The sequence below is a fragment of the Kitasatospora sp. NPDC059408 genome (assembly GCF_042751525.1).
In the GTDB taxonomy this organism is placed as follows: Bacteria; Actinomycetota; Actinomycetes; order Streptomycetales; family Streptomycetaceae; genus Kitasatospora.
In genome coordinates this window covers 44,606-69,342 of the sequence record NZ_JBHYWI010000017.1, presented here as the reverse complement: position 1 = coordinate 69,342, position 24,737 = coordinate 44,606, and the positions used below count along the sequence as shown (strand labels likewise).

At 75.7% G+C, this 24,737-nt stretch carries 1 protein-coding gene; it reads left to right on the top strand.

Annotation, left to right across the window (positions count from 1 at the left end):
• Positions 1 to 31 precede the first annotated feature (31 nt).
• Positions 32 to 24,724: a non-ribosomal peptide synthase/polyketide synthase gene (locus tag ACFXDE_RS13925; RefSeq protein WP_380493976.1), complete on the top strand. Its 24,693-nt coding sequence runs from the start codon at positions 32 to 34 to the stop codon at positions 24,722 to 24,724.
• Positions 24,725 to 24,737: the final 13 nt, after the last annotated feature.

The following is a 24,737-nucleotide window of genomic DNA, read 5'->3' as shown; positions in this document are numbered from 1 at the left end:
GTTTTCGTCGAGGTATTGAGGGTGAGTGGCCGTGTCCGACCTCCAGGATGTCCTGCTGCCGCTGACCGCCGCCCAGTCGGGTGTCTGGTACGCGCAGCAGCTGAATCCGCAGAACACCATCTTCAACACCGGCGAATTCCTGGAAATCGGCGGTCCGGTGGACGCGGGGCTGTTCGAGGCGGCGCTGCGCCGGGTGGTCGCGGAGGCGCAGACGCTGCGGCTGCGCTTCACCGGGACGGAGACCGGGCCGGCGGCGCGGATCGTGCCGGCCGAGGAGCTGGAGTGGTCCCTGCACGTGGTCGACGTGAGCGCGGAGGCGGACCCGTGGGCCGCCGCCCGGGCCTGGATCGCCGCGGACTTCGCCCGGCCGCTGGACACCGAGCACGACCACCTGTTCCTGTTCGCGCTGTTCAAGGTGGCCGAGGACCGCCACCTGTGGCTGCACCGCTACCACCACCTGCTGGTCGACGGCTTCACCGTCAACATGGTCGCCCGGCGCACCGCCGCCGTGTACTCGGCGCTCGCGGCCGGCGAGGAGGTCCCGGAGAGCCCCTTCGCGCCGCTCGGGCAGCTGCTCGCCGAGAAGGAGGAGTACCGCGACTCCGAGCGCCGCGCCGCCGACCGCGCGTACTGGACGGAACGGATGCGGGGCTGCCCCGAACCGGTCAGCCTGTCCGGCGAGCAGCCGCGGCTGGCCCGCTCGCTGGCCCGGCACACCGCCCACCTCGACCCGGCCGGCACGGACCGGCTGCGCGAGCTCGCGAGCGAGGCCGGCGTCACCTGGCCGCCCGCGCTGGTCGCCGCCGTCGCCCTGTGGCTCGGCCGCCTCACCGGCTCGCCCGAGGTCGTGCTCGGCCTGCCGGTCTCCACCCGGCTCGGCCAGAGCGCCCGCAGCGTGCCCGGCATGGTCTCCAACGTGCTGCCGCTGCGCATCGCCGTCGAGCCCGGCGCGACCGTCGAGGAACTGCTCGCCGGGGTCTCGCGCGAGATGCGCGCCGCGATGAAGCACCAGCGCTACCAGTTCGAGGACCTGCGCCGCGACCTCGGCATGCTCGCCGACGACCGCCGGCTGGTCGGCCCGCACGTCAACATCATGATGTTCGACTACGACCTGCGGTTCGGCGGGCACCCGGCCCGCCCGCACAACATCTCGATCGGCCCGGCCGACGACGTGTCGTTCATCGTCTACGACCGCGGCACCGGCGCGGGCCTGCAGATCGACTTCGACGCCAACCCGGACCTCTACGGCGACGGCGAACTCGCCGCCTACCAGCGGACGTTCCTGGACTTCCTGCACCGCCTCGGCACCGCCGCGCCCACCGACCGCGTGGACTCCGTCGCGCTGGACACCGCCGGACTGCCCTCGCGCACCCGTGCCACCGCCGGTGACGCGGACAGCCAGGCGGCCCCCGCCGTCGCCCGCGCCCCGCGCACGGACGCCGAGGATGCGCTGTGCCGGCTGTTCAGCGAGGTGCTCGACGAGCAGGTCGGCTCGATCGACGACAACTTCTTCCTCCTCGGCGGCAGTTCGATCCAGGTGACCCGCCTGGTCGGCCGGATCCGCAAGGAGCTGAAGGCCGAAATCACGCTGCGCACGGTCTTCGAGCACGCCACCGTCGCCACCCTCGCCGAGGCCCTCGGCCTGGGCGCCGGCACCGCCTCCGAGCCCGCCCCCGCCGCCCCCGCCGCCCGCGCCGCGCTCACCGCCCGCCCGCGCCCCGAGCGGATGCCGCTGTCCGCCGCGCAGAACCGGCTCTGGTTCCTCAACCAGATGGAGAGCGGCAGCGGCCGCGCCGCCTACAACGACGGCCTCACCGTCGAGCTCACCGGCCGCCCCGACGCCGACGCGCTGCGCACCGCCCTGGCCGACGTCGCCGCCCGGCACGAGAGCCTGCGCACCGTCTTCCCCGTCCTCGACGGCACCCCGCACCAGCACGTGCTCGACCCCGCCGACGCGCGGCCCGCGCTCCACGTCACCGAGGTCGCCGACGAGGACGACGTGGACGGGCTGCTCGCCGGCGCCGCCGCCCTCGGCTTCGACCTGGCGGCCGAAGTCCCGGTGCGCGCCCACCTGTTCACGCTCGCCCCCGAGCGGCACGTGCTGCTGCTGGTGGTCCACCACATCGCCGGCGACGGCTGGTCGGTCGCCCCCTTCACCCGCGACCTCAGCCTCGCCTACGCCGCCCGCCTGCGCGGCGAGGCCCCGCGCTTCGCGCCGCTGCCCGTCCAGTACGCCGACTACACGCTGTGGCAGCGGGAGCTGCTCGGCGACGAGCGGGACGGGCTGAGCCTGCTCGCCCGGCAGATCGAGCACTGGCGCGCCGCCCTCGCCGAGCTGCCCGAGGAACTCGCCCTGCCCGCCGACCGGCCGCGCCCGGCCGTGGCGAGCCACCGCGGCGGGCGGACCGCCTTCGAGCTCGACGGCGAGACCCACCGGCGGCTGCTCGCGCTCGCCCAGGACTCCGGCGCGAGCCTCTTCATGGTCGCCCAGGCCGCGCTGGCCGCCCTGCTGCACCGCGTCGGAGCGGGCGACGACATCCCCGTCGGCACCGTCATCGCCGGACGCACCGACGAGGCCCTGAACGAGCTGGTCGGCTTCTTCGTCAACACCCTGGTGCTGCGCACCGACGTCTCCGGCGACCCGACCTTCCGCGAACTGGTCCACCGCGTCCGCGAGTTCGACCTCACCGCGTACGGCCACCAGGACGTGCCGTTCGAGCGCCTGGTCGAGGCGCTCAACCCGGTGCGCTCGCTGGCCCGCCACCCGCTCGCCCAGGTCACCCTGGCGCTGGCGGACAACGCGGCGCCGCTGCTGGAACTGCCCGGCCTGGAGACGGCGATCCGCCACCTGGAGACCGACACCGCCAAGTTCGACCTGTCGCTGCGGCTCGCCGAGCGCTTCGACGCCGAGGGCCGCCCGGCCGGCCTGGCCGGCGGCTTCGAGTACGCCCGCGACCTGTTCGACGAGACCACCGTCCGGGTGCTCGGCGAGCGCTTCCGCCGCCTGGTCGAGGCCGTCACCGCCGACCCGGCCGTCCGCGTCGGCGCCGTCGACCTGCTCGGCGACGCCGAGCGCGCCCGGATCCTCGGCGAGTGGAACGACACCGCCCTCGACGTCCCGGCCGCCACCACCCCCGCACTGTTCGCCGCCCAGGCCGCCCGCACCCCGGACGCCCCCGCCCTCCTCCACGAGGGCACCGGGCTGAGCTACCGCGAGCTCGACGAGCGCTCCGCCCGGCTGGCCGCGCTGCTCGCCGAGCGCGGCGCGAGCCGCGGCCGGACCGTCGCGGTCGCCCTCGGCCGCGGCGTGGACACCGTGGTCAGCCTGCTCGCCGCGATGCGCGCCGGCGCCGCCTACCTGCCCGTCGACCCGGCCTACCCGGCCGAGCGCATCGCCTACATCCTCGACGACGCGCGCCCGTGCCTGGTGGTCACCAGCACCGCGCTCCAGGCCGCGCTCCCCGCGGACGACGACACCCCGCGGCTGCTCCTGGACACCGTCGAGCTGCCCGCCCAGCCGCTGGCCGACGGGCCGCTGACCGTGCACGACGCCGCCTACGTCATCTACACCTCCGGCTCCACCGGCCGCCCCAAGGGCGTCGTGGTGAGCCACCGCGGCGTCGCCAGCATGGCCGCCGCCCACCGGCTCCGGTTCGGCGGCGGCGCCGGGCACCGCGTGCTCCAGTTCTCCTCGCCCAGCTTCGACGCCTCCATGTGGGAGATCCTGACCACCCTGGTCAACGGCTCGGCGCTGGTCCTCGCCCCGGCCGGACGGCTGGCCGCCGGCGAGCCGCTGGCGGCCCTGCTGGCCGAGCAGCGGGTCACCCACGCGACCCTCCCGCCGGTCGTGCTCGCCGCCATGGGCGACGCCGCGCTGCCCGCCGGGATGACGCTGGTCACCGCCGGCGAGGCCTGCTCGGCCGAGCTCGTGGCCCGCTGGGCCGACGGCCGCGCCATGGTCAACGCGTACGGCCCGACCGAGTCCACCGTCTGCGCCACCATGTCCGCGCCGCTCGTCCCCGGTGCCGGCGCACCCACCATCGGGCGGCCGATCACCAACACCCGGGTGCTCGTCCTGGACGCCGGCCTGCGGCCCGTCCCGGCCGGCGTCGCGGGCGAGCTGTACCTCACCGGCGCCGGCCTCGCCCACGGCTACCTCGGCCGCCCCGGCCTGACCGCCGAGCGCTTCACCGCCAACCCGTACGGCCCGGCCGGCTCGCGCATGTACCGCACCGGCGACCTCGTGCGCTGGACGGCGCACGGCGAGCTCGACTACCTCGGCCGGGTCGACGACCAGGTCAAGATCCGCGGCTTCCGGATCGAACTCGGCGAGGTCGAGGCCGCGCTGCTCGGCCACCCGGCCGTCGCCCAGAGCGCGGTGATCGTCCGCGAGGACCGGCCCGGGGACAAGAGGCTCGTCGGCTACGTGGTGCCGGCCGCCGGCGCCGTCGCCGACCCGGCCGAGCTGCGCGCCCACGTCGGCGCCGCGCTGCCCGACTACATGGTCCCGGCCGCCGTCCTCGTCCTGGACGCGCTCCCGGTCACCGCCAACGGCAAGCTCGACAAGCGCGCCCTGCCCGCCCCCGACTTCGGCGCGAGCACCGGCCGGGCCCCCGAGACCGCCCAGGAGCTGCTGCTCGCCGGGCTGTTCGCGGAGGTCCTCGGCCTGGAGTCGGTCTCCGCCGACGACAGCTTCTTCGACCTCGGCGGGCACTCCCTGCTCGCCACCCGCCTGGTCGGCCGGATCCGCACCGAGGCCGGCGCCGAACTCACCGTGGGCGCCCTCTTCGAGGCGCCGACCGTCGCCGCGCTCGCCGCCGCCCTGACCGGCGCCGCCGGCGCCAGGGCCGCCCTGCGGCCGCAGGCCCGACCAGCGCGCGTCCCGCTCTCCCACGCCCAGCGCCGACTCTGGTTCCTCGGCCACTTCGACGGCCCCAGCGGCACCTACAACCTCGGCCTCTCGCTGCGCCTGCGCGGCCGGCTCTCGGCCGACGCCCTGGCCGACGCGCTCGCCGACGTCACCGCCCGCCACGAGGCCCTGCGCACGCTCTTCCCCGACACCGACGGGCACCCCGAGCAGCTGGTCCTCGACTCCGCCGACCCCGCCACCCGGCCGCGGCTGCACCGCGCCGAGGTCACCTCCGGGCAGCTCGACGCCGCGCTCTCCGAGGCCGCGGCCGCCGGCTTCGACGTGACCGCCGAAATCCCGCTGCGCGCCCACCTGTTCACCCTCGCCGAGGACGACCACGCGCTGCTGGTGGTTGTGCACCACATCGCGGCGGACGGCTGGTCGATGGCGCCACTGGCCCGCGACCTGTCGGTGGCGTACGCAGCCCGACTGGGCGGCACCGCACCGGAGTTCACGCCGCTGCCGGTCCAGTACGCCGACTACACGCTGTGGCAGGCCGAGGTCCTCGGCGACGAGCACGACCCGGCCGGCGAGCTCAACCGGCAGGTCGACTACTGGCGCACGGCACTCGCGGGACTGCCCGAGGAACTCCCGCTGCCCACCGACCGGCCCCGCCCGGCCCGGATGAGCTACCGCGGCGAGACGGTGCCGTTCGACGTGTCCGGTGAACTGCGCGGCCGGTTGGAGGAGTTGGCCCGCGAGAGCGGCACCAGCCTCTTCATGGTCGTCCAGGCCGCACTCGCCACGCTGCTGCACCGCCTGGGCGGCGGCGAGGACATCCCGCTCGGCTCGCCGATCGCGGGCCGCACGGACGAGTCGCTCGACGACCTCGTCGGCTTCTTCATCAACACGCTGGTGCTGCGCAACGACCTCTCGGGGCGGCCGAGCTTCCGCGAACTGCTCGGCCGCGTACGGGAGACGGCGCTGGCCGCCTACGCCCACCAGGACGTGCCGTTCGAGCGCCTCGTCGAGGCGATCAACCCCGAGCGCTCGATGGCGCGCCACCCGCTGTTCCAGGTCTCCTTCCAGCTGCAGAACATCCCGTCGGACCGGCTGGTGCTGCCCGGCGTCGCCGTCGAGACGCAGTCGATCCGGCTGGACACGGCGAAGTTCGACCTCTCGTTCACGCTCGCGGAGTCGGAGGAGGGGCTGGCGGGCAGTGTCGAGTACGCCGTCGACCTGTTCGACCGGGCGACGGCGGAGGCGTTGGGTGCGCGGCTCGTCGCGGTACTGGAGGCCGTCGCGGCGGACCCGTCGGTCCGGGTCGGTGACATCGACCTCCTGACCGGGGACGAGCGCGGGCTCGTCCTCGGCGAATGGGCGGGCATCGATCGGGAGTTGGCCCCGGCCACCTTCCACGGGCTCTTCGAAGCCGCTGTCGACGCCACGCCCTCGGCGCCCGCGATCGCAAGTGGCGAGCTCGTGCTCACCTATGCCGAGGTGGAGGAGCGGGCCAACCGGCTCGCCCACTGGCTGCGCGCCCAGGACGTGGGGGCGGAGAGCATCGTCGCGCTACTGCTGCCGCGATCCGTCGACATCGTCATCGCCCAGCTCGGTGTGCTGAAGGCCGGGGCGGCATACCTGCCGATCGACCCCGACTACCCCAGCGACCGCATCACCTACATGCTCGACGACGCCAAGCCCGCACTCGTCCTGCACGAACTGCCTTCCGTTGAGGGCGAGTCGGCAGAGCGTCCCGGTGTCGCGGTCGACCAGGCCCACCCGGCCTACCTGATCTACACCTCCGGCTCCACCGGCCGCCCCAAGGGCGTCGTCGTCACCCACACCGGCATCGCCGCCTTCGCCACCGCCGAACTCCAGCGCTTCGACGTCACGTCGGACAGCCGCGTCCTCCAGTTCGCCTCCCCGAGCTTCGACGCCTCCGTCCTCGAACTCGTCATGACCTTCGCCGCCGGCGCCACCCTCATCGTCCCCCCGCCCGGCCCGCTCGCCGGAGACGTCCTCGCCGACGTCCTCACCAACGAGCGCGTCACCCACTCCCTCATCCCCCCGGCAGCCCTCGCCAGCGTCCCCGCCGGCGACTTCCCCCACTTCCGCAGCCTCATCGTCGGCGGCGACGCCACCTCCGCCGAACTCGTCGACCGCTGGGCCCCCGGCCGCCGCATGACCAACGCCTACGGCCCCACCGAATCCACCGTCGCCGCCACCATCTCCCAACCCCTGGAGGCCGGCACCGGCGTGCCCTCGATCGGCACCCCCATCCCCAACACCCGCACCCTCATCCTCGACGAACACCTCCGGCCCGTCCCGCCCGGCGTCCCCGGCGAGCTCTACCTCACCGGCCACGGCCTCGCCCGCGGCTACCTCCGCCGCCCCGCCCTCACCGCCGAACGCTTCACCGCCAACCCCCACGGCACCCCCGGCACCCGCATGTACCGCACCGGCGACCTCGCCCGCTGGACCCCCGACGGCCACCTCGACTACCTCGGCCGCACCGACGACCAAGTCAAAATCCGCGGCTTCCGCATCGAACTCGGCGAAATCGAAACCGTGCTGGCCCGCCACGCAGCCGTCGCCCGAAGCGCTGTCATCGTCCGCGAAGACCAGCCCGGCCTCAAGCGCCTCGTCGCCTACATCGTCCCGGCTGGCACTCTCGACACCGAGGCTCTCCGCGCCCACCTCGCCGCCGCCCTGCCCGACTACATGGTCCCGTCCGCCTTCGTCACCCTCGACGCCCTCCCCCTGAGCGTCAACGGCAAGCTCGACCGCAAGCAACTCCCGGCCCCCGAGTACACCGGCACCACCCGGGGACGGCAGCCCGTCGGCAGGGCGGAGGAGGTCCTCTGCGGGATCTTCCGCGACCTGCTGGGCGTGGCCGAGGTGTCCGTCGAGGACGGCTTCTTCGAGCTGGGCGGCGACAGCATCGTCTCCATCCAGCTGGTCAGCCGCGCCCGCAAGGCCGGGCTGGTCTTCACCGCCCGCGACGTCTTCACCCACCGCACCCCGGAGGCCCTGGCCGCGGTCGCCACCACCGCCGCCGTGCTGCCCACCGAGGAGGCGGGCGCCGGGCTCGGGCTCGTGCCGGAGACGCCGATCGTCGCCTGGCTGCGCGAGGTGGACGGCCCGATCGACGGGTTCAACCAGGCGATGCTGGTCCGCACCCCCGCGGCGGCCACCTTCGAGCGCCTGGCGGACGCCCTTCAGGCCGTGCTCGACCACCACGACGTGCTGCGCGCCCGGCTGGTCCGCGGCGCCGACGCCTGGAACCTCGACGTCCCCGAGCCGGGCACCGTCCGCGCCGCCGACGTCCTGCGCCGCGCCGAAACCGCCGACCTGGCCGCCGAGGCCCGCGCCGCCCAACTGCGGCTGGCCCCGGACGCCGGTGTGATGATCCAGGCCGTCTGGTTCGAGGACACCGCCCGCCTGCTCGTCATGGCCCACCACCTGGTCGTGGACGGCGTCACCTGGCGCATCGTCCTCCCGGACGTCGCCCACGCCTACGAGGGCACCGCGCTGGAGCCCGTCCCCACGTCCTTCCGCCGCTGGGCGCAGCAGCTCACCGCGCTCGACCGATCCGCCGAACTCCCGCTCTGGCAGGCCCAGTCGGCGGGCGAGGACGCGCCGATCGCCGTCCTGGACCCGGCCGTGCACACCGCCGCGACCGCCCGGCACCTGAACCTCACCCTGCCGTCGGACGTCACCGCCGCCCTGCTCACCGACACCGCCGCGCGCTTCCGCGCGACCGTCAACGACGTGCTGCTGACCGCGTTCGCGCTCGCCGTGAACGCCTGGCGCCCCGGCCAGGGGACGGGTGTGCTCGTCGACCTGGAGGGCCACGGCCGCGAGAACGTCGTCGAGCACGCCGACACCACGCGCACGGCCGGCTGGTTCACCAGCATGTTCCCCGTCCGCCTCGACCCCGGCACCCCCGGCGACCCCGGCCGCGCGCTCAAGGCCGTCAAGGAGCAACTGCACGCCCTCCCGGACAACGGCATCGGCTACGGCCTGCTGCGCGGTTCCCTGACCGACGCCCCGCGCCCCCAGCTCGGATTCAACTACCTCGGCCGCTTCGCCGCCGCCGGAGAGGACGCCGACTGGGCGCTGTGCACCGACGCCGACCTCGGCGACGGCCGCGACCCCGCCATGCCGCTCGCCCACGCCATCGACCTCAACGCCGCCACCCTCGACACCCCCGAGGGCCCGCAGCTCACCGCCGACTGGGCCTGGCCCGACGCCCTCTTCACCGAGGACCGCGTCCACGAGCTCGCCGAGGCCTGGTTCACCGCCCTACGCACCCTCGCCGCCACCGACGGCAGCGGCCTGACTCCGTCGGACGTCCGCCCGCTGGTCGAGGTCTCGCAGGAGCAGATCGACCGCCTGGAGGCCGACCACGGCCCCCTCGCCGACCTCCTCCCCCTCTCCCCCCTCCAGCAGGGCCTCTACTTCCACGCCACCTACGACACCGACGGCCAGGACGTCTACACCGTCCAACTCGCCCTCGACATCGAAGGCCCGCTGGACGTCCCCGCCCTGCGCGCCGCCGCCACGGCCCTGCTCGCCCGGCACGGCACGCTGCGCGCCGCGTTCCGCCAGGACGGCTTCGAGACGCCGCTCCAGGTGATCCCGGCCGCCGTCGAACTCCCCTGGCGCGAGCTGGACTTCACCGGCCGACCAGCGGACGCCGACGCCTGGGCCGCCGAGGACCGGGCCGAGCGCTTCGACCCGGCGCGCGCCCCGCTGATGCGCTTCGCCGTGCTGCGCACCGGCGCCGACCGGCACCGGCTGGTGCTGACCAACCACCACATCCTGCTCGACGGCTGGTCGATGCCCGTCCTGGTCAAGGAGCTGTTCGCGCTCTACCGGGGCGAGGGCGCGGCCCTGCCCCGGGTCACCCCGCACCGCGAGTACCTGGGCTGGCTGGCCGGCCAGGACCGGTCCGTCGCCGAGGACGCCTGGCGGCGGGCGCTGGACGGCCTGGCCGAGCCCACCCTGGTCGCCCCGGCGGACCGGGACGGCGCCGCCGGCACGCCCGACCGCGTCACCGCCGAGCTGCCGGCCGAGCTCACCGCCCGCCTCACGGCGGTGAGCCGGGCCCGCGGCACCACGCTCAACACCCTGCTCCAAGCAGCCTGGGCGCTGGTCGTCGGCCAGCTGACCGGCCGGGCGGACGTGGTCTTCGGCGGCACCGTCTCGGGCCGTCCGCCGCAGGTCGCCGGGATCGAGTCGATGATCGGCCTGTTCATCAACACGCTGCCGGTCCGGGTCGCGCTCGACCCGGCCGAGACGCTCGGCGCCCTGCTGGACCGGCTCCAGGAGCAGCAGGCCGCCCTGCTGGACCACCAGTACCTCGGCCTGACCGACCTCCAGCACGCCACCGGCCTCGGCGAACTTTTCGACACCCTGGTGGTGTTCGAGAACTACCCGCTCGACGCCGACGTGCTGGACTTCGGCCGCGGCCTGCGCGTCACCGACTTGGCCGGCCACGACGCGACGCACTACCCGCTGATCCTCACCGCCGTGCCCGGCGAGCGGCTCCAGCTGCGCCTGGACCACCGCACCGGCGCGTTCGACGCCGTCGCCGCGACCGCCCTGCTGGAGCGGGTGGCCGGTGTCCTCACCGCCGCCCCCGGCCTGCTGGACGCGCCCGTCGGCCGGATCCCGCTGCTCGCCGCCGAGGAGCGGGAGCGGCTGGTGCACGGGCTGAACGACACCCCGCGCAACCCCGGCGCGGCCGTGCCGGTGATCACCCGGCTCTTCACCGAGCTGGCCGGCTGGGCCCCCGCCGCCGAGGCCGTGGTCGCGGAGGCGGGCAGCCTCTCGTACGGCGAGCTCGACGCCCGGGCCAACCGCCTGGCGCACAAGCTGATCGCCGCCGGGGTCCGCCCCGAGGACCGGGTCGCGCTGCTGATGGAGCGCTCGCCCGAGCTGGTCGTCGCGATCCTCGGCGTGCTCAAGGCGGGCGGCGCGTACGTGCCGCTCGACCCGCGCTTCCCGGCCGCCCGGATGCGGCACATCCTGGCCGAGACGGGCGCCGCCGTGCTGATCGCCGACGCGGCGGACGACGTGGCCGGGTACGGCCTCGACGAGGACGCGGACCTGACCGTCCTGGAGGCCGCCGCCGCGCTCGCCGAGGGCCCCACCCACGACCCCGGCGTGGACGTCCGGCCCGGCCAGCTCGCCTACGTGATGTTCACCTCCGGCTCGACCGGCCTGCCCAAGGGCGTCGGCGTGACCCACCGCGACGTCGTCGCGCTCGCCGAGGACCGCCGCTTCGAGTCCGGCCACGAGCGGGTGCTGCTGCACTCGCCGACCGCCTTCGACGCCTCCACCTACGAGCTGTGGGTGCCGCTGCTCGGCGGCGGCCAGGTCGTCGTCGCCCCGGCCGGGGACCTCGACGCCGTCCGCCTGCGCGAGACCGTCACCCGGCACGGCGTCACCGCGCTGTGGCTGACCGCCGGCCTGTTCCGGCTGATCGCCGAGGACGGCCCCGGCTGCCTGGCCCGGGTCGGCCAGGTGTGGACCGGCGGCGACGTCGTGCCCGCCGCGGCCGTGCGCCGCGTCCTGGCGGCCTGCCCCGGCCTGACCGTGGTCGACGGCTACGGCCCGACCGAGACCACGACCTTCGCCACCACCCACCGGATCGGCTCCGCCGCCGAGGTGCCGGCCGCGGTCCCGATCGGCCGCCCGCTGGACGGCATGCGGGCGTACGTGCTGGACGCCGCCCTGCGGCCGGTCCCGCGCGGCGTCGCGGGCGAGCTGTACCTGGCCGGGGACGGCCTGGCCCGCGGCTACCTCGGCCGCCCCGGCCTGACCGCCGAGCGCTTCACCGCCGACCCGCACGGCCCGGCCGGCTCGCGTATGTACCGCACCGGCGACCTCGTGCGCTGGAACGCGGCGGACGCGCTCGACTACCTCGGCCGCACCGACGACCAGGTCAAGGTGCGCGGCTTCCGCATCGAACTCGGCGAGATCGAGGCCGTCCTGGCCCGGCACCCCGCCGTCGCCCAGGCCGCCGCGATGGTCCGCGAGGACGTCCCCGGCGACCAGCGGCTCGTCGCCTACCTGGTGGCCGCACCCGGCGCCCGGATCGAGCCGGCCGAGCTGCGCGCGCACACCGCCGACGGCCTGCCCGGCTTCATGGTGCCGTCCGCCTACGTCGCCCTGGAGACGCTGCCGCTGACCGGCAACGGCAAGGTGGACCGCCGCGCGCTGCCCGCGCCCGCGCTCACCGCCTCGGCCGGCCGCGCCCCGCGCACCCCGCAGGAGGAGATCCTGGCCGGACTGTTCGCCGGGATCCTCGGACTGCCCGCGGTCTCCGTCGACGACAGCTTCTTCGACCTCGGCGGGCACTCGCTCCTCGCCACCCGCCTGGTCAGCCGGATCCGCCCGGTGTTCGGCGTCGAGCTGGCCGTCCGCACGCTCTTCGAGGCGCCGACCGTCGCCGCGCTCGCCGAGCGGATCGCCGTGGCCGGGCACGCCCGCGCCGCGCTCACCGCCCGACCACGGCCGGAGGAGGTCCCGCTCTCCCCCGCCCAGCGCCGGCTCTGGTTCCTCAACCGCTTCGAGGGCGCCACCGCCTCCTACAACCTGCCGCTCGCGCTGCGGCTGGAGGGCGGGCTCGACCGGGCCGCGCTGACCGCCGCGCTCGGCGACGTCACGGACCGGCACGAGAGCCTGCGGACCGTCTTCCCCGAGTTCGACGGCCGCCCCCGCCAGTGGGTGCTGCCCGCCGGCACCACCGCGCTCAGCCTGCCGCTGACCGAACTCACCGACGGCGAGGGCGCGTTGGACGCCGCGCTGGCCGGGGCGATCGCCGCGGGCTTCGACCTCACCACCCAGCCCCCGCTGCGCGCCGAGCTGTTCCGGATCTCCGCCACCGAGCACGTGCTGCTCGTCGTGCTGCACCACATCGCCGGCGACGGCTGGTCCCTCGCGCCCTTCGCCCGCGACCTCGGCACCGCCTACGACGCCCGCCGGGCCGGCACCGCCCCCGCGTGGAAGCCGCTGCCCGTCCAGTACGCCGACTACACGCTCTGGCACGCCGAGGTGCTCGGCGACGAGGGCGACCCGGACAGCCCGCTGGCCCGTCAGGTCGAGCACTGGAAGCAGGCCCTCGCCGGGCTGCCCGAGGAGCTCGCGCTGCCCGCCGACCGGCCGCGCCCGGCCGACGTCAGCTACCGCGGCGAGTCCGTCCCGCTGGCGCTGCCGGCCGAGGTGCACGAGCGGATCGCCGCCGTCGCCCGCGCGCACGACGCGAGCGTCTTCATGGTCGTCCAGGCCGCCGTCGCCGCCCTGCTGCACCGGCTCGGCGCCGGGGACGACATCCCGCTCGGCAGCGTCATCGCCGGGCGCACCGACGAGGCGCTCGACGAGCTGGTCGGCTTCTTCGTCAACACCCTGGTGCTGCGCACCGACCTGACCGGCGACCCGACCTTCGCCGAGCTGCTGGCCCGCGTCCGGGAGAGCGACCTCGCCGCCTACGCCCACCAGGACGTGCCGTTCGAGCGCCTGGTCGAGGTGCTCAACCCGGTCCGCTCGCTGGCCCGCCACCCGCTGTTCCAGGTGATGCTGGCCTTCCAGAACAACGCGGCGGCCACCCTCGACCTGGACGGGCTGCGCGCCACCGCGCTGCCGGTGCGGCTGTCGGCGGCCAAGTTCGACCTGCTGTTCTCGCTGGAGGAGACCTTCACCGCCGACGGCGGCCCGGCCGGCCTGACCGGTGTCCTGGAGTACTCCGCCGACCTCTTCGACCGGACCACCGCCACGTCCCTCGGCGACCGCCTCGGCCGGCTGCTCGCAGCCGTCACCGCCGACCCGGACCTGCCCGTCGCCGCCGTCGAGGTGCTGACGGACGCCGAGCGCGCCCTGGTCCTGGACGGGTGGAACGACACCGCCCGCCCGGTCGCCGAGACCACCGTGCCGGAGCTGTTCCGCGCACAGGCCGCCCGCACCCCGCAGGCCCCGGCGGTGCTGCACGCCGGCACCGAACTGTCCTACGCCGAGCTCGACGCCCGCGCCAACCGGCTGGCCCGGCTGCTGATCGCCGAGGGCGCGGGCCCGGAGCGGTTCGTCGCGCTGACCCTGCCGCGCACCGCCGACCTGGTCGTGGCGCTGCTCGCGGTGCTCAAGTCCGGCGCCGCCTACCTGCCGGTCGACCCCGGCTACCCGGCCGACCGGATCGCCCACATGCTCGACGACGCGCGGCCCGCGCTGGTGCTCACCAGCACCGAAGCGGCCGGCGCGCTGCCCCCGGACGTCCCCGCGCTGCGGCTGGACGACCCGGCCGTGCGCGAGCGGCTCGCCGCCCTCCCGGACGGCGACGTCACCGACACCGAGCGGCCGCTCCCGCTGGACCCGCGCCACCCCGCGTACGTCATCTACACCTCCGGCTCCACCGGCCGCCCCAAGGGCGTCGTCATCCCGCACCGCAACGTCGCCGACCTCGCCGCCTGGGCGGCCTCCGACATCGGCCCCGAGCGCCTGTCCGACGTCCTCGCCGCGACCTCGCTCAACTTCGACGTGTCCGTCTTCGAGCTGTTCGGCCCGCTGCTGTCCGGTGGCCGGATCGAGCTGGTCCGCGACGTGCTCGCGCTGCTGGACGCACCCGAGGGCCGGCACTACGGCCTGGTCAGCGCCGTCCCGTCGGCGCTCGCCCACACCCTCGGCCAGGCCGGCGCCCCGCGCTTCGGCGCCGACCTCGTGGTGCTGGCCGGCGAGGGCCTGGCCGCGCACACCGCGGACGCGATCCGGGCCGCCGTGCCCGGCGCGCGCCTCGCCAACATCTACGGCCCCACCGAGGCCACCGTGTACGCCACCGCCTGGTACGAGGGCGAGGACGGCGCCGGGCGCACCCCGCCGATCGGCCGCCCCCGCCGCAACACCCGGGCGCTCGTCCTGGACGCCGGCCTGCGGCCGGTCCCGGCGGGCGTCGCGGGCGAGCTGTACCTGGCCGGCGAGGGCCTGGCCCGCGGCTACCTGAACCGCCCCGGCCTGACCGCCGAGCGCTTCGTCGCCGACCCGTACGGCCCGGCCGGCTCGCGGATGTACCGCACCGGCGACCTCGTGCGCCGCAACGCCGACGGCGAGATCGAGTACCTCGGCCGCACCGACTTCCAGGTCAAGGTGCGCGGCTTCCGGATCGAGCTCGGCGAGATCGAGGCCGTGCTCGCCAAGCACCCCGCCGTCGCCCAGGCGGCCGTCCTGGTCCGCGAGGACACCCCCGGGGACCAGCGCATCGTGGCCTACGTCGTCCCGGCGAACGGCGCCGAACCGGAGCCCGCCGAGCTGCGCGCGCGGGCCGCCGCCGCGCTGCCGGAGTACATGGTCCCGTCCGCCTTCGTCCCGCTGGAGCGGCTGCCGCTCAACCCGAACGGCAAGCTCGACCGGCGCGCCCTGCCCGCCCCCGACTTCGGGGCCGCGGCCGGGGCCGGGCGGGCCCCGCGCGACGAGCGCGAGGAGCAGCTGACCGGCCTGTTCGCCGAGGTGCTCGGCGTGCCGCGGGTCTCGATCGACGACGGCTTCTTCGACCTCGGCGGGCACTCGCTGCTCGCCACCCGGGTGGTCAGCCGGGTGCGGACCCTGTTCGGCGTCGAGCTGCCGGTGCGCGCCCTGTTCGAGACCCCGACCGTCGCCGCCCTCGGCGAGCGGATCGGCGCCGCGGGCCGGGCCCGGCAGGCGCTCACCGCCCGGGTGCGCCCGGAGTCGGTGCCGCTGTCCGCCGCGCAGCGCCGGCTGTGGTTCCTCAACCGCTTCGAGCAGCGCACCGGCACCTACAACCTGCCGCTCGCCGTCCGCCTCACCGGCCCGCTCGACGCCGCCGCCCTGGCCGCCGCCCTCGGCGACCTCACCGCGCGGCACGAGAGCCTGCGGACCGTCTTCCCGGACGCCGACGGCCGGCCGCGCCAGCAGGTGCTCCCCGCCGCCGGGGCGCGCCCGGTGCTGCACACCGCGCCGTACGACGCCGCGGCGCTCGCCGCGGCCGCCGCGCTGGACTTCGACCTCGCCGCCGAAGTGCCGCTGCGCGCCCACCTGTTCGCCGTCTCCGCCACCGAGCACGTGCTGCTCGTGGTGATCCACCACATCGCCGGCGACGGCTGGTCGATGGCCCCGATCGCCCGCGACCTCGCCGCCGCCTACGCGGCCCGACTGGACGGCCGCGCACCGGAGTTCACCCCGCTGCCGGTCCAGTACGCCGACTACACGCTCTGGCAGGCCGAGGTCCTCGGCGACGAGGCCGACCCGGCGAGCGAACTCGCCCGCCAGACCGGCTACTGGCAGCGCACCCTCGCCCGGCTGCCCGAGGAGCTGGCCCTGCCCGCCGACCGGCCGCGCCCGGCCGAGCAGAGCTTCCGCGGCGACACCGTGCCGCTGCACCTGCCCGCCGACGCGCACGCCGCGCTCACCGTGCTGGCCCGCGAGGCCAACGCGAGCGTCTTCATGGTCGTCCAGGCCGCCCTGGCCGCCCTGCTCGGCCGGCTCGGCGCCGGCGAGGACGTCCCGATCGGCTCGCCGATCGCCGGGCGCACCGACGAGGCCCTGGACGAGCTGGTCGGCTGCTTCGTCAACACCCTGGTGCTGCGCACCGACCTGACCGGCGACCCGACCTTCCGGGAGCTGGTCGGACGGGTCCGGGAGGCCGACCTCGCCGCCTACGCCCACCAGGACGTGCCGTTCGAGCGCCTGGTCGAGCTGCTCAACCCGGAGCGCTCGCTGGCCCGCCACCCGCTGTTCCAGGTGATGCTCTCGCTGCAGAACAACGCGGCGGCCGAGCTCGTCCTGCCCGGACTGGCCGTCGAGCCGCACCCGGCCGTGGTGGACGGCGCCAAGTTCGACCTGTCCTTCCAGCTGGCCGAGGAGTTCAGCGCCGACGGCGCGCCGGCCGGCGTCGGCGGCCGGATCGAGTACGCGACCGACCTGTTCGACCGGGACACCGCGGCCGTCCTCGCCGGGCGGTTCGCCCGCGCCGTGACCGCCCTGGTCACCGCGCCGGACCGGGCGCTGTCCGACCTCGACCTGCTCACCGCCGAGGAGCGCCGCCGCGTCCTCGTCGACTGGAACGACACCGCCCGCGAGGTGCCCGCCACCACGCTGCCCGCGCTGTTCGAGGCGCAGGCCGCCCGCACCCCCGGCGCCCCCGCCCTGACGGCCTCCGGCGAGCGGCTGACCTTCGCCGAACTCGACGCCCGCGCCAACCGGCTGGCCCGCCTGCTGGCCGGCCGGGGCATCGGCCCGGAGCGGTTCGTCGCCGTCGCCCTGCCGCGCACCGCCGACCTGGTCGTCGCGCTGCTCGCCGTCATGAAGGCCGGCGCGGCCTACGTCCCCGTCGACCCGGCGCTCCCGGCCGGGCGCATCGCCCAGCTGCTCCAGGACGCCGGCACCGCCGCCGTCATCACCGGCGACGGCGCCCGCGACGCACTGCCCGCCGGCCGCGGCGGCGAGCGGATCGACCTCGGCTCCCCGGCGGTCGTCCGCGAGCTGCGCGAGCTGGCCGGCACCCCGCTGACCGACGCCGGGCGCACCGCCGCCCTGCGGCCCGCGCACCCGGCGTACGTCATCCACACCTCCGGCTCGACCGGCAAACCCAAGGGCGTCGTCGTCCCGCACGCGGGCCTCGGCAACCTGTTCCACCACCACTTCACCGAGCTGTACGCGGCGGACATCGCCGCCGCCGGCCGCCCGCTGCGCGCGGCGCTCACCGCCGCCGTGTCCTTCGACGCCTCGCTCGACCCGGTGCTCTGGCTGGTCGCCGGCCACGAACTGCACCTCGTGGACGACGACACCCGGCGCGAGCCGCAGGCCCTGATCGGCTACGTCCGGGAGCACCGGATCGACTTCCTGGAGCTCACCCCGTCCTACGCCGAGCAGCTCGTCGAGCAGGGCCTGGTGCGGGACGCGTCGGCCCGGCCGCGGATCCTCGCCCTCGGCGGCGAGGCCGTGAGCCCGGCCCTGTGGCAGGAGCTCGCCCGCACCCCGGGCGTCACGGGCTACAACCTGTACGGCCCGACCGAGGCCACCGTCGACAGCGCCGCCGCGAGCACCGCGGACACCGCGCGGCCGCTGGTGGGCCGCCCGGTGGCCAACGCCCGCGCCCTCGTCCTCGACGAGCGCCTGCGGCCCGTCCCGGCGGGCGTCGCGGGCGAGCTGTACCTCGCGGGCGCCGGGCTCGCGCGCGGCTACCTCGGCCGCCCCGACCTGACCGCCGAACGCTTCACCGCCGACCCCTACGGCCCGGCCGGCAGCCGGATGTACCGCACCGGCGACGTCGTGCGCTGGACCGCCGACGGCCGGCTCGACTACCTCGGCCGCACCGACGACCAGGTCAAGATCCGGGGCTTCCGCATCGAACTCGGCGAGATCGAGACGGTGCTGGCCCACTACGAGGGCGCGCTGCGCTCGGCCGTGGTCGTCCGCGAGGACCAGCCCGGCATCAAGCGCCTGGTGGCGTACGTCGTACCGCGCGGCGGCGCCCTCGACGAGGCCGTGCTGCGCGCCCACCTGGCCGCCGCGCTGCCCGCGTACATGGTCCCGTCCGCCTTCGTCGCGCTCGACGAGCTGCCGCTGACGGTCAACGGCAAGCTCGACCGCCGCGCCCTGCCCGCGCCCGAGTACCGCGGCACCGGCCGCGGACGGCCGCCGCGCACGCCGGGCGAGGAGGTCCTGTGCGGGATCTTCCGCGACCTGCTGGGCGTGGCCGAGGTGTCCGTCGAGGACGGCTTCTTCGAGCTGGGCGGCGACAGCATCGTCTCCATCCAGCTGGTCAGCCGCGCCCGCAAGGCCGGGCTGGTCCTCACCGCCCGCGACGTGTTCCGGCACCGCACCCCGGAGGCGCTGGCCGCCGTCGCCGGCACCGCCGCCGCGCTGCCGGTGGAGGAGCCCGGGGCCGCGTACGGGCTCGTCCCGGAGACGCCGATCGTCGGGTGGCTACGCGAACTCGGCGGCGCCGTCGACGGGTTCAGCCAGACCATGGTCGTGCGGACGCCCGCCGGCGCCACCTTCGAGCGCCTGGCCGACGCGCTGCAGACGCTCCTGGACCACCACGACGTGCTGCGCGCCCGGCTGGTCCGCGGCGCCGACGCGTGGAACCTCGACGTCCCCGAGCCGGGCGTCGTCCGCGCCGCCGACGTCCTGCGCCGGGCCGAGACCGCCGACCTGGCCGCCGAGGCCCGCGCCGCCCAGCTGCGGCTCGACCCGGACGCCGGTGTGATGGTCCAGGCCGTCTGGTCAGAGCAGCAGGGCCGCCTGCTGGTGATGGCGCACCACCTGGTGGTGGACGGCGTTTCGTGGCGCATCCTGCTGCCGGACCTCGCCCACGCGTACGAGGGCACCGCTCTGGAGCCCGTCCCCACGTCCTTCCGCCGCTGGGCGCAGCAGCTCACCACGCTCGACCGCAGCACCGAACTCCCGCTCTGGCAGGCTCAGTTCGATGGCGAGGACGCACCGCTCGCGGAGCTGGACCCGGCCGTCCACACGGCGGCCACCGTCCGGCACCTGTCGCTGACCCTGCCGTCGGACGTCACCGGCACGCTGCTCACCGACACCGCCGCGCGCTTCCGCGCCACCGTCAACGACGTCCTGCTCGCCGGCTTCGCGCTCGCCGTGAACGCCTGGCGGGGCGACGACGCCACACAGGTCCTGGTGGAGCTGGAGGGCCACGGCCGCGAGAACGTCGTCGAGCACGCCGACACCACGCGCACGGCCGGCTGGTTCACCAGCATGTTCCCCGTCCGCCTCGACCCCGGCACGGCCACCGACCCGGCCCGCGCACTCAAGGCCGTCAAGGAGCAGCTGCACGCCCTCCCGGACAACGGCATCGGCTACGGCCTGCTGCGCGGTTCCCTGACCGACGCCCCGCGCCCGCAGCTCGGCTTCAACTACCTCGGCCGCTTCGCGGCGGGCGAGACGGACGCCGACTGGGCGCTGTGCACGGACATCGCGCTCGGCGACGGCCGCGACCCCGCCATGCCGCTCGCCCACGCCATCGACCTCAACGCGGCCACCCTCGACACCCCCGAGGGCCCGCAGCTCACCGCCGACTGGTCCTGGCCCGACGGCCTCTTCACCGAGGACCGCGTCCGCGAGCTCGCCGAGGCCTGGTTCACCGCCCTGCGCACCCTCGCGGCGACCGACGGCAGCGGCCTGACTCCGTCGGACGTCCGCCCGCTGGTCGAGGTCTCGCAGGAGCAGATCGACCGCCTGGAGGCCGACCACGGCCCCCTCGCCGATCTCCTGCCGCTCTCCCCCCTCCAGCAGGGCCTCTACTTCCACGCCACCTACGACACCGACGGCCAGGACGTCTACACCGTCCAACTCGCCCTCGACATCGAGGGATCCGTCGACCAGGACGCGCTGCGCTCGGCGCTGCGCACCCTCCTCGCCCGGCACCCGAACCTGCGCGCCGCCTTCCGCCAGGACGGCACCGCCGCGCCGCTCCAGGTGATCCCGGCGGACGTCGAACTCCCGCTGCGCGAAGTGGACTTCACCAACCTGCCCGAGGACGGTCGGGCGGCGGCGGCCGACCGGCTCACCGCCGAGGACCGCACCCGGCGCTTCGACCTCGACCGGCCCCCGCTGATGCGCTTCACCCTCATCAGCACCGCCGCCGACCGGCACCGGCTGGTCGTCAGCCACCACCACCTGCTGCTGGACGGCTGGTCCATGCCGGTCTTCCTCGGCGAGCTGTTCGCCCTCTACGGCGCGCGCGGCGACGCCGCCGGGCTCGCCCGGGTGACGCCCTACCGCGACTACCTGGACTGGATCGCCGGCCAGGACCGCACCGCCGCCGAGGCCGCCTGGCGGCAGGTGCTGGACGGGCTGGAGGAGCCGACGCTGCTCGCCGCCCCCGACCCGTCCCGCGCCCCCGTCCTGCCGGTCCGCACCCGGCTGGAGCTGCCCGAGGAGCGGACGGCCGCGCTGGCCCGCTTCGCCCGGGAGCGCGGGGTCACCGTCAACACCGTGGTCCAGGCCGCGTGGGCGATGGTGGTGGGCCGCCTGACCGGTCGCGACGACGTGGTCTTCGGCGGGACGGTCTCGGGCCGTCCGCCACAGGTCCCGGGCATCGAGTCGATGGTCGGCCTGTTCATCAACACCCTGCCGGTGCGCGTGGCGCTCGACCCCGCGGAGCGCTTCGGCGCGCTGCTGGAACGCCTCCAGGACCAGCAGGCCGGGCTCATGGACCACCAGTACCTGCCGCTCGCCGACCTCCAGCGGATCGCCGGGCTCGGTGAACTCTTCGACACCCTCGTGGTGTTCGAGAACTACCCGCTCGACGCCGACGGGCTGCGCACGGCCGCCGGCGGGCTCGGCATCGTGGGCGGCGACAACCACGAGTCCACGCACTACCCGCTGAGCCTCACCGTGAGCCTCGGCCGCTCCCTCGGCCTCGACCTCGCGCACCGGCCCGACCTGCTCTCGCAGGAGCGGGTGGACGGGCTCGCCGCGACCTTCGTCCGCCTGCTCGGCGAGGCCGCCGCGCTCGCGGAGGAGCCGGTCGGGCGGCTGCGGCTGGGCGAACCGGCGGGCGAGGCGCTGGTCCTCGGCACGTGGGCCGGTTCGGCGCAGGCGGCGCCGGTGCTGGAGTCGCTGCTCGGGCGCTTCGCCCGGCAGGTCGCGGCGACGCCGGACGCCACCGCCGTCATCAGCGGCGATGAGCGGCTCACCTACGCCGAACTCGACGCCCGCTCCAGCCGGTTGGCACGCCTGCTCGTCGAGCACGGCGCCGGGGCGGAGGGCTACGTCGCCGTCGCCCTGCCGCGCACCGCGGACCTGCTCGTCGCGCTGCTCGCCGTCCAGAAGTCCGGCGCCGGCTACGTCCCCCTCGACCCCCAGCACCCCGCCGAGCGCCTCGGCTACGTCCTGGAGGACGCCCGGCCCTCGCTCCTGCTCACGACGCGGGAGACCGCCGCCGCCCTCCCGGCGACCGGCACCCCGGTGCTGTTGCTCGACGACGCGGCGGTCTCCGAGCAGCCGGACGGGCCTCTTGAGCTGGTCCACGACGGCCGGACGCCCGCGTACGCGATCTACACCTCCGGCTCCACCGGACGCCCCAAGGGCGTCGTCATCCCCCGCGCCGCGCTCGACAACTTCCTCACCGACATGTCGGCACGGGTGCCGATGGACGGCACCGACCGCCTCGTCGCGGTCACCACCGTCTCCTTCGACATCGCCGCCCTGGAGCTCTACCTCCCGCTCCTCAGCGGCGCCGCCGTGGTGGTGGCGAGCAAGGACGAGGTCCTCGACCCCGAAGCCCTCGCCGCCCTCATCACCAAGACCGACGCCACCGTCCTCCAAGCCACCCCCTCCCTCTGGCAGACGCTCACCGCCCAGGTACCGCAGGCGCTTACCGGCCTCCGGATGCTCGTCGGCGGCGAAGCGGTACCGGGTGCGCTCGCCGAGGCGATGGCCTCGGCCGGGCGGTCGGTGCTCAACGTGTACGGCCCGACGGAGACGACCATCTGGTCCACCACCGCCGTCCTGGACGGCCAAACGGCCAGCCCCTCCATCGGCCGCCCGATGCTCAACACCCGCGCCTACATCCTCGACTCGGCCCTGCGCCCCGTCCCGGAAGGCACCCCCGGCGAGCTCTACCTCGCCGGCGCCGGCCTCGCCCGCGGCTACCTCGGCCGCCCCGCCCTCACCGCCGAACGCTTCACCGCCGACCCCCACGGCACCCCCGGCACCCGCATGTACCGCACCGGCGACCTCGCAAAGTGGGCCCAAGACGGCACCATCGACTACCTCGGCCGCACCGACTTCCAGGTCAAGGTCCGCGGCTTCCGCATCGAACTCGGCGAAATCGAATCCGTCCTCGTCAAACACGACAGCGTCACCCGCGCCGCCGTCGTCGTCCGCGAAGACCGCCCCGGCGTCAAGCTGCTGGTCGGCTACGTCGTGCCGGACGGCACCGCCGACCCGGCCGGGCTGCGCGCCCACGTGGCCGCCGAGCTCCCGGACTACATGGTCCCGGCGACGATCGTCCTGCTGGATGCGCTGCCGCTCAACACCAACGGCAAGCTCGACCGCAAGGCCCTCCCCGCCCCCGACTTCGCCGACCGCGCACCCGGCCGCGCCCCCGCCACCGAACGCGAGAAACTCCTCGCCACCCTCTTCGCCGACGTCCTCGGCCTGCCCGAAGTCGGCGCCGACGACAGCTTCTTCGCCCTCGGCGGCGACAGCATCACCTCCGTCCAGCTGGTGGGCCGCGCCCGCCTGGCCGGCCTGGTGCTGACGCCCCGCGAGGTCTTCCGGCACAAGACGGTCGAGGCGCTGGCCGCCGCCCTGCCCGAGTCCCCGGCCGAGCTCGCGCTCGCGCCCGACCCGGAGGGCGCGGACCCGGCGGTCGGCGCGCTCCCGGCCACCCCGATCATCCGCTGGCTGCGCGAACTCGGCGGCCGCATCGACGGGTTCAACCAGTCGGTGCTCGCGCCGGTGCCCGCCGGGCTCACCGCGGACGTGCTGGCCGCCGTGCTCCAGGCCGTCCTGGACCACCACGACGCGCTGCGCGCCCGCCTGGTCCGCGGCCCGTCGGCCTGGACCCTGGAGGTGCCGCCGAAGGGCGCGCCGACGGCCGCCGGCCTGATCCACCGGGTCGACGTCGCCGGCCTCACCGAGGCCGAGGCCGCCGCCCGGCTGGACGCCGAGGGCCGCGCCGCCCAGGACCGGCTCGACCCGGACGACGGCGTCATGGTCCAGGCGGTCTGGTTCGACGCCGGCCCGCAGGCCCTCGGCCGGCTGCTGCTCGTCCTGCACCACCTGGTGGTCGACGGCGTCTCCTGGCGGATCCTGATGCCGGACCTGATGGCCGCGTACGAGGCCGTCGCGGCCGGCCGGGAGCCCGTCCTGGAGCCGGTGTGGACCTCCTTCCGGGCCTGGGCCCGCGGCCTCGCCCGCGCCGCCCTCACCCCGGAGCGGACCGCCGAACTCCCGGTCTGGACCGCCATGCTGGCCGGCTACCAGGAGCCCCCGCTGGGCACCAGGGCGCTCGACCGCACCCGCGACCTCGCGGCCGGCGCCCGGCAGTACACCGTGACGCTGCCCGCCGACGTCACCGGCCCGCTGCTGTCCACCGTGCCCAGCGTGCTCGGCACCGGCGTCAACGAGGTGCTGCTCACCGCGTTCGCGCTCGCCGTCACCGGCTGGGACCGCGCCCGCGGCCGGGAGCGGTCGGCCGGCGTCCTGCTGGACCTGGAGGGCCACGGCCGCGAGGAACTGCTCGCCGGGGTCCTGCCGGACGCCGACGTCTCGCGGACGGTCGGCTGGTTCACCAGCATGTTCCCGCTGCGGCTCGACCCCGGCGTCGCCGCCGCCGACTGGCCGGAGCTGCTGGCCGGCGGCCCCGCCGCCGGACGGGCCCTGGCCGCGGTGGCCGGACAGCTCGCCGTCCTGCCCGACAACGGCGCCGGGTACGGGCTGCTGCGCCACCTCAACCCGGAGACGGCGGGCGTGCTCGCCGCCCTCCCCGAGCCGCAGCTCGGCTTCAACTACCTGGGCCGCTTCGGCGCCGGGGACGGCGAGGACGACGGCGACGGCGGCCTCGGCGGCAGCGACGCCGCGATGCCCGCCGGCCACGCCCTGGAGCTCAACTCGCTGGCCCAGGACCGCCCGGACGGCCCGCACCTGGTGGCCTCCTGGAGCTGGCCCGGCGAGCTGTTCGCCGAGGACGAGGTCGCCGCCCTGGCCGCCGCGTGGTTCTCGGCCCTGCGGGCGCTGGTCGCCCACGCCGCGGACCCCTCGGCCGGACCGGTCGAGGCCCTCGCGCCCCGGCCCGCCGCACCGGCTCCCTCGGCTGCACGGCCCGCACCGCTGCTGGATCTCGACCAGGACGAGATCGACGCGTTCGAAGAAGACTTCGAGTTCTGAGTTGGAGAGAAGC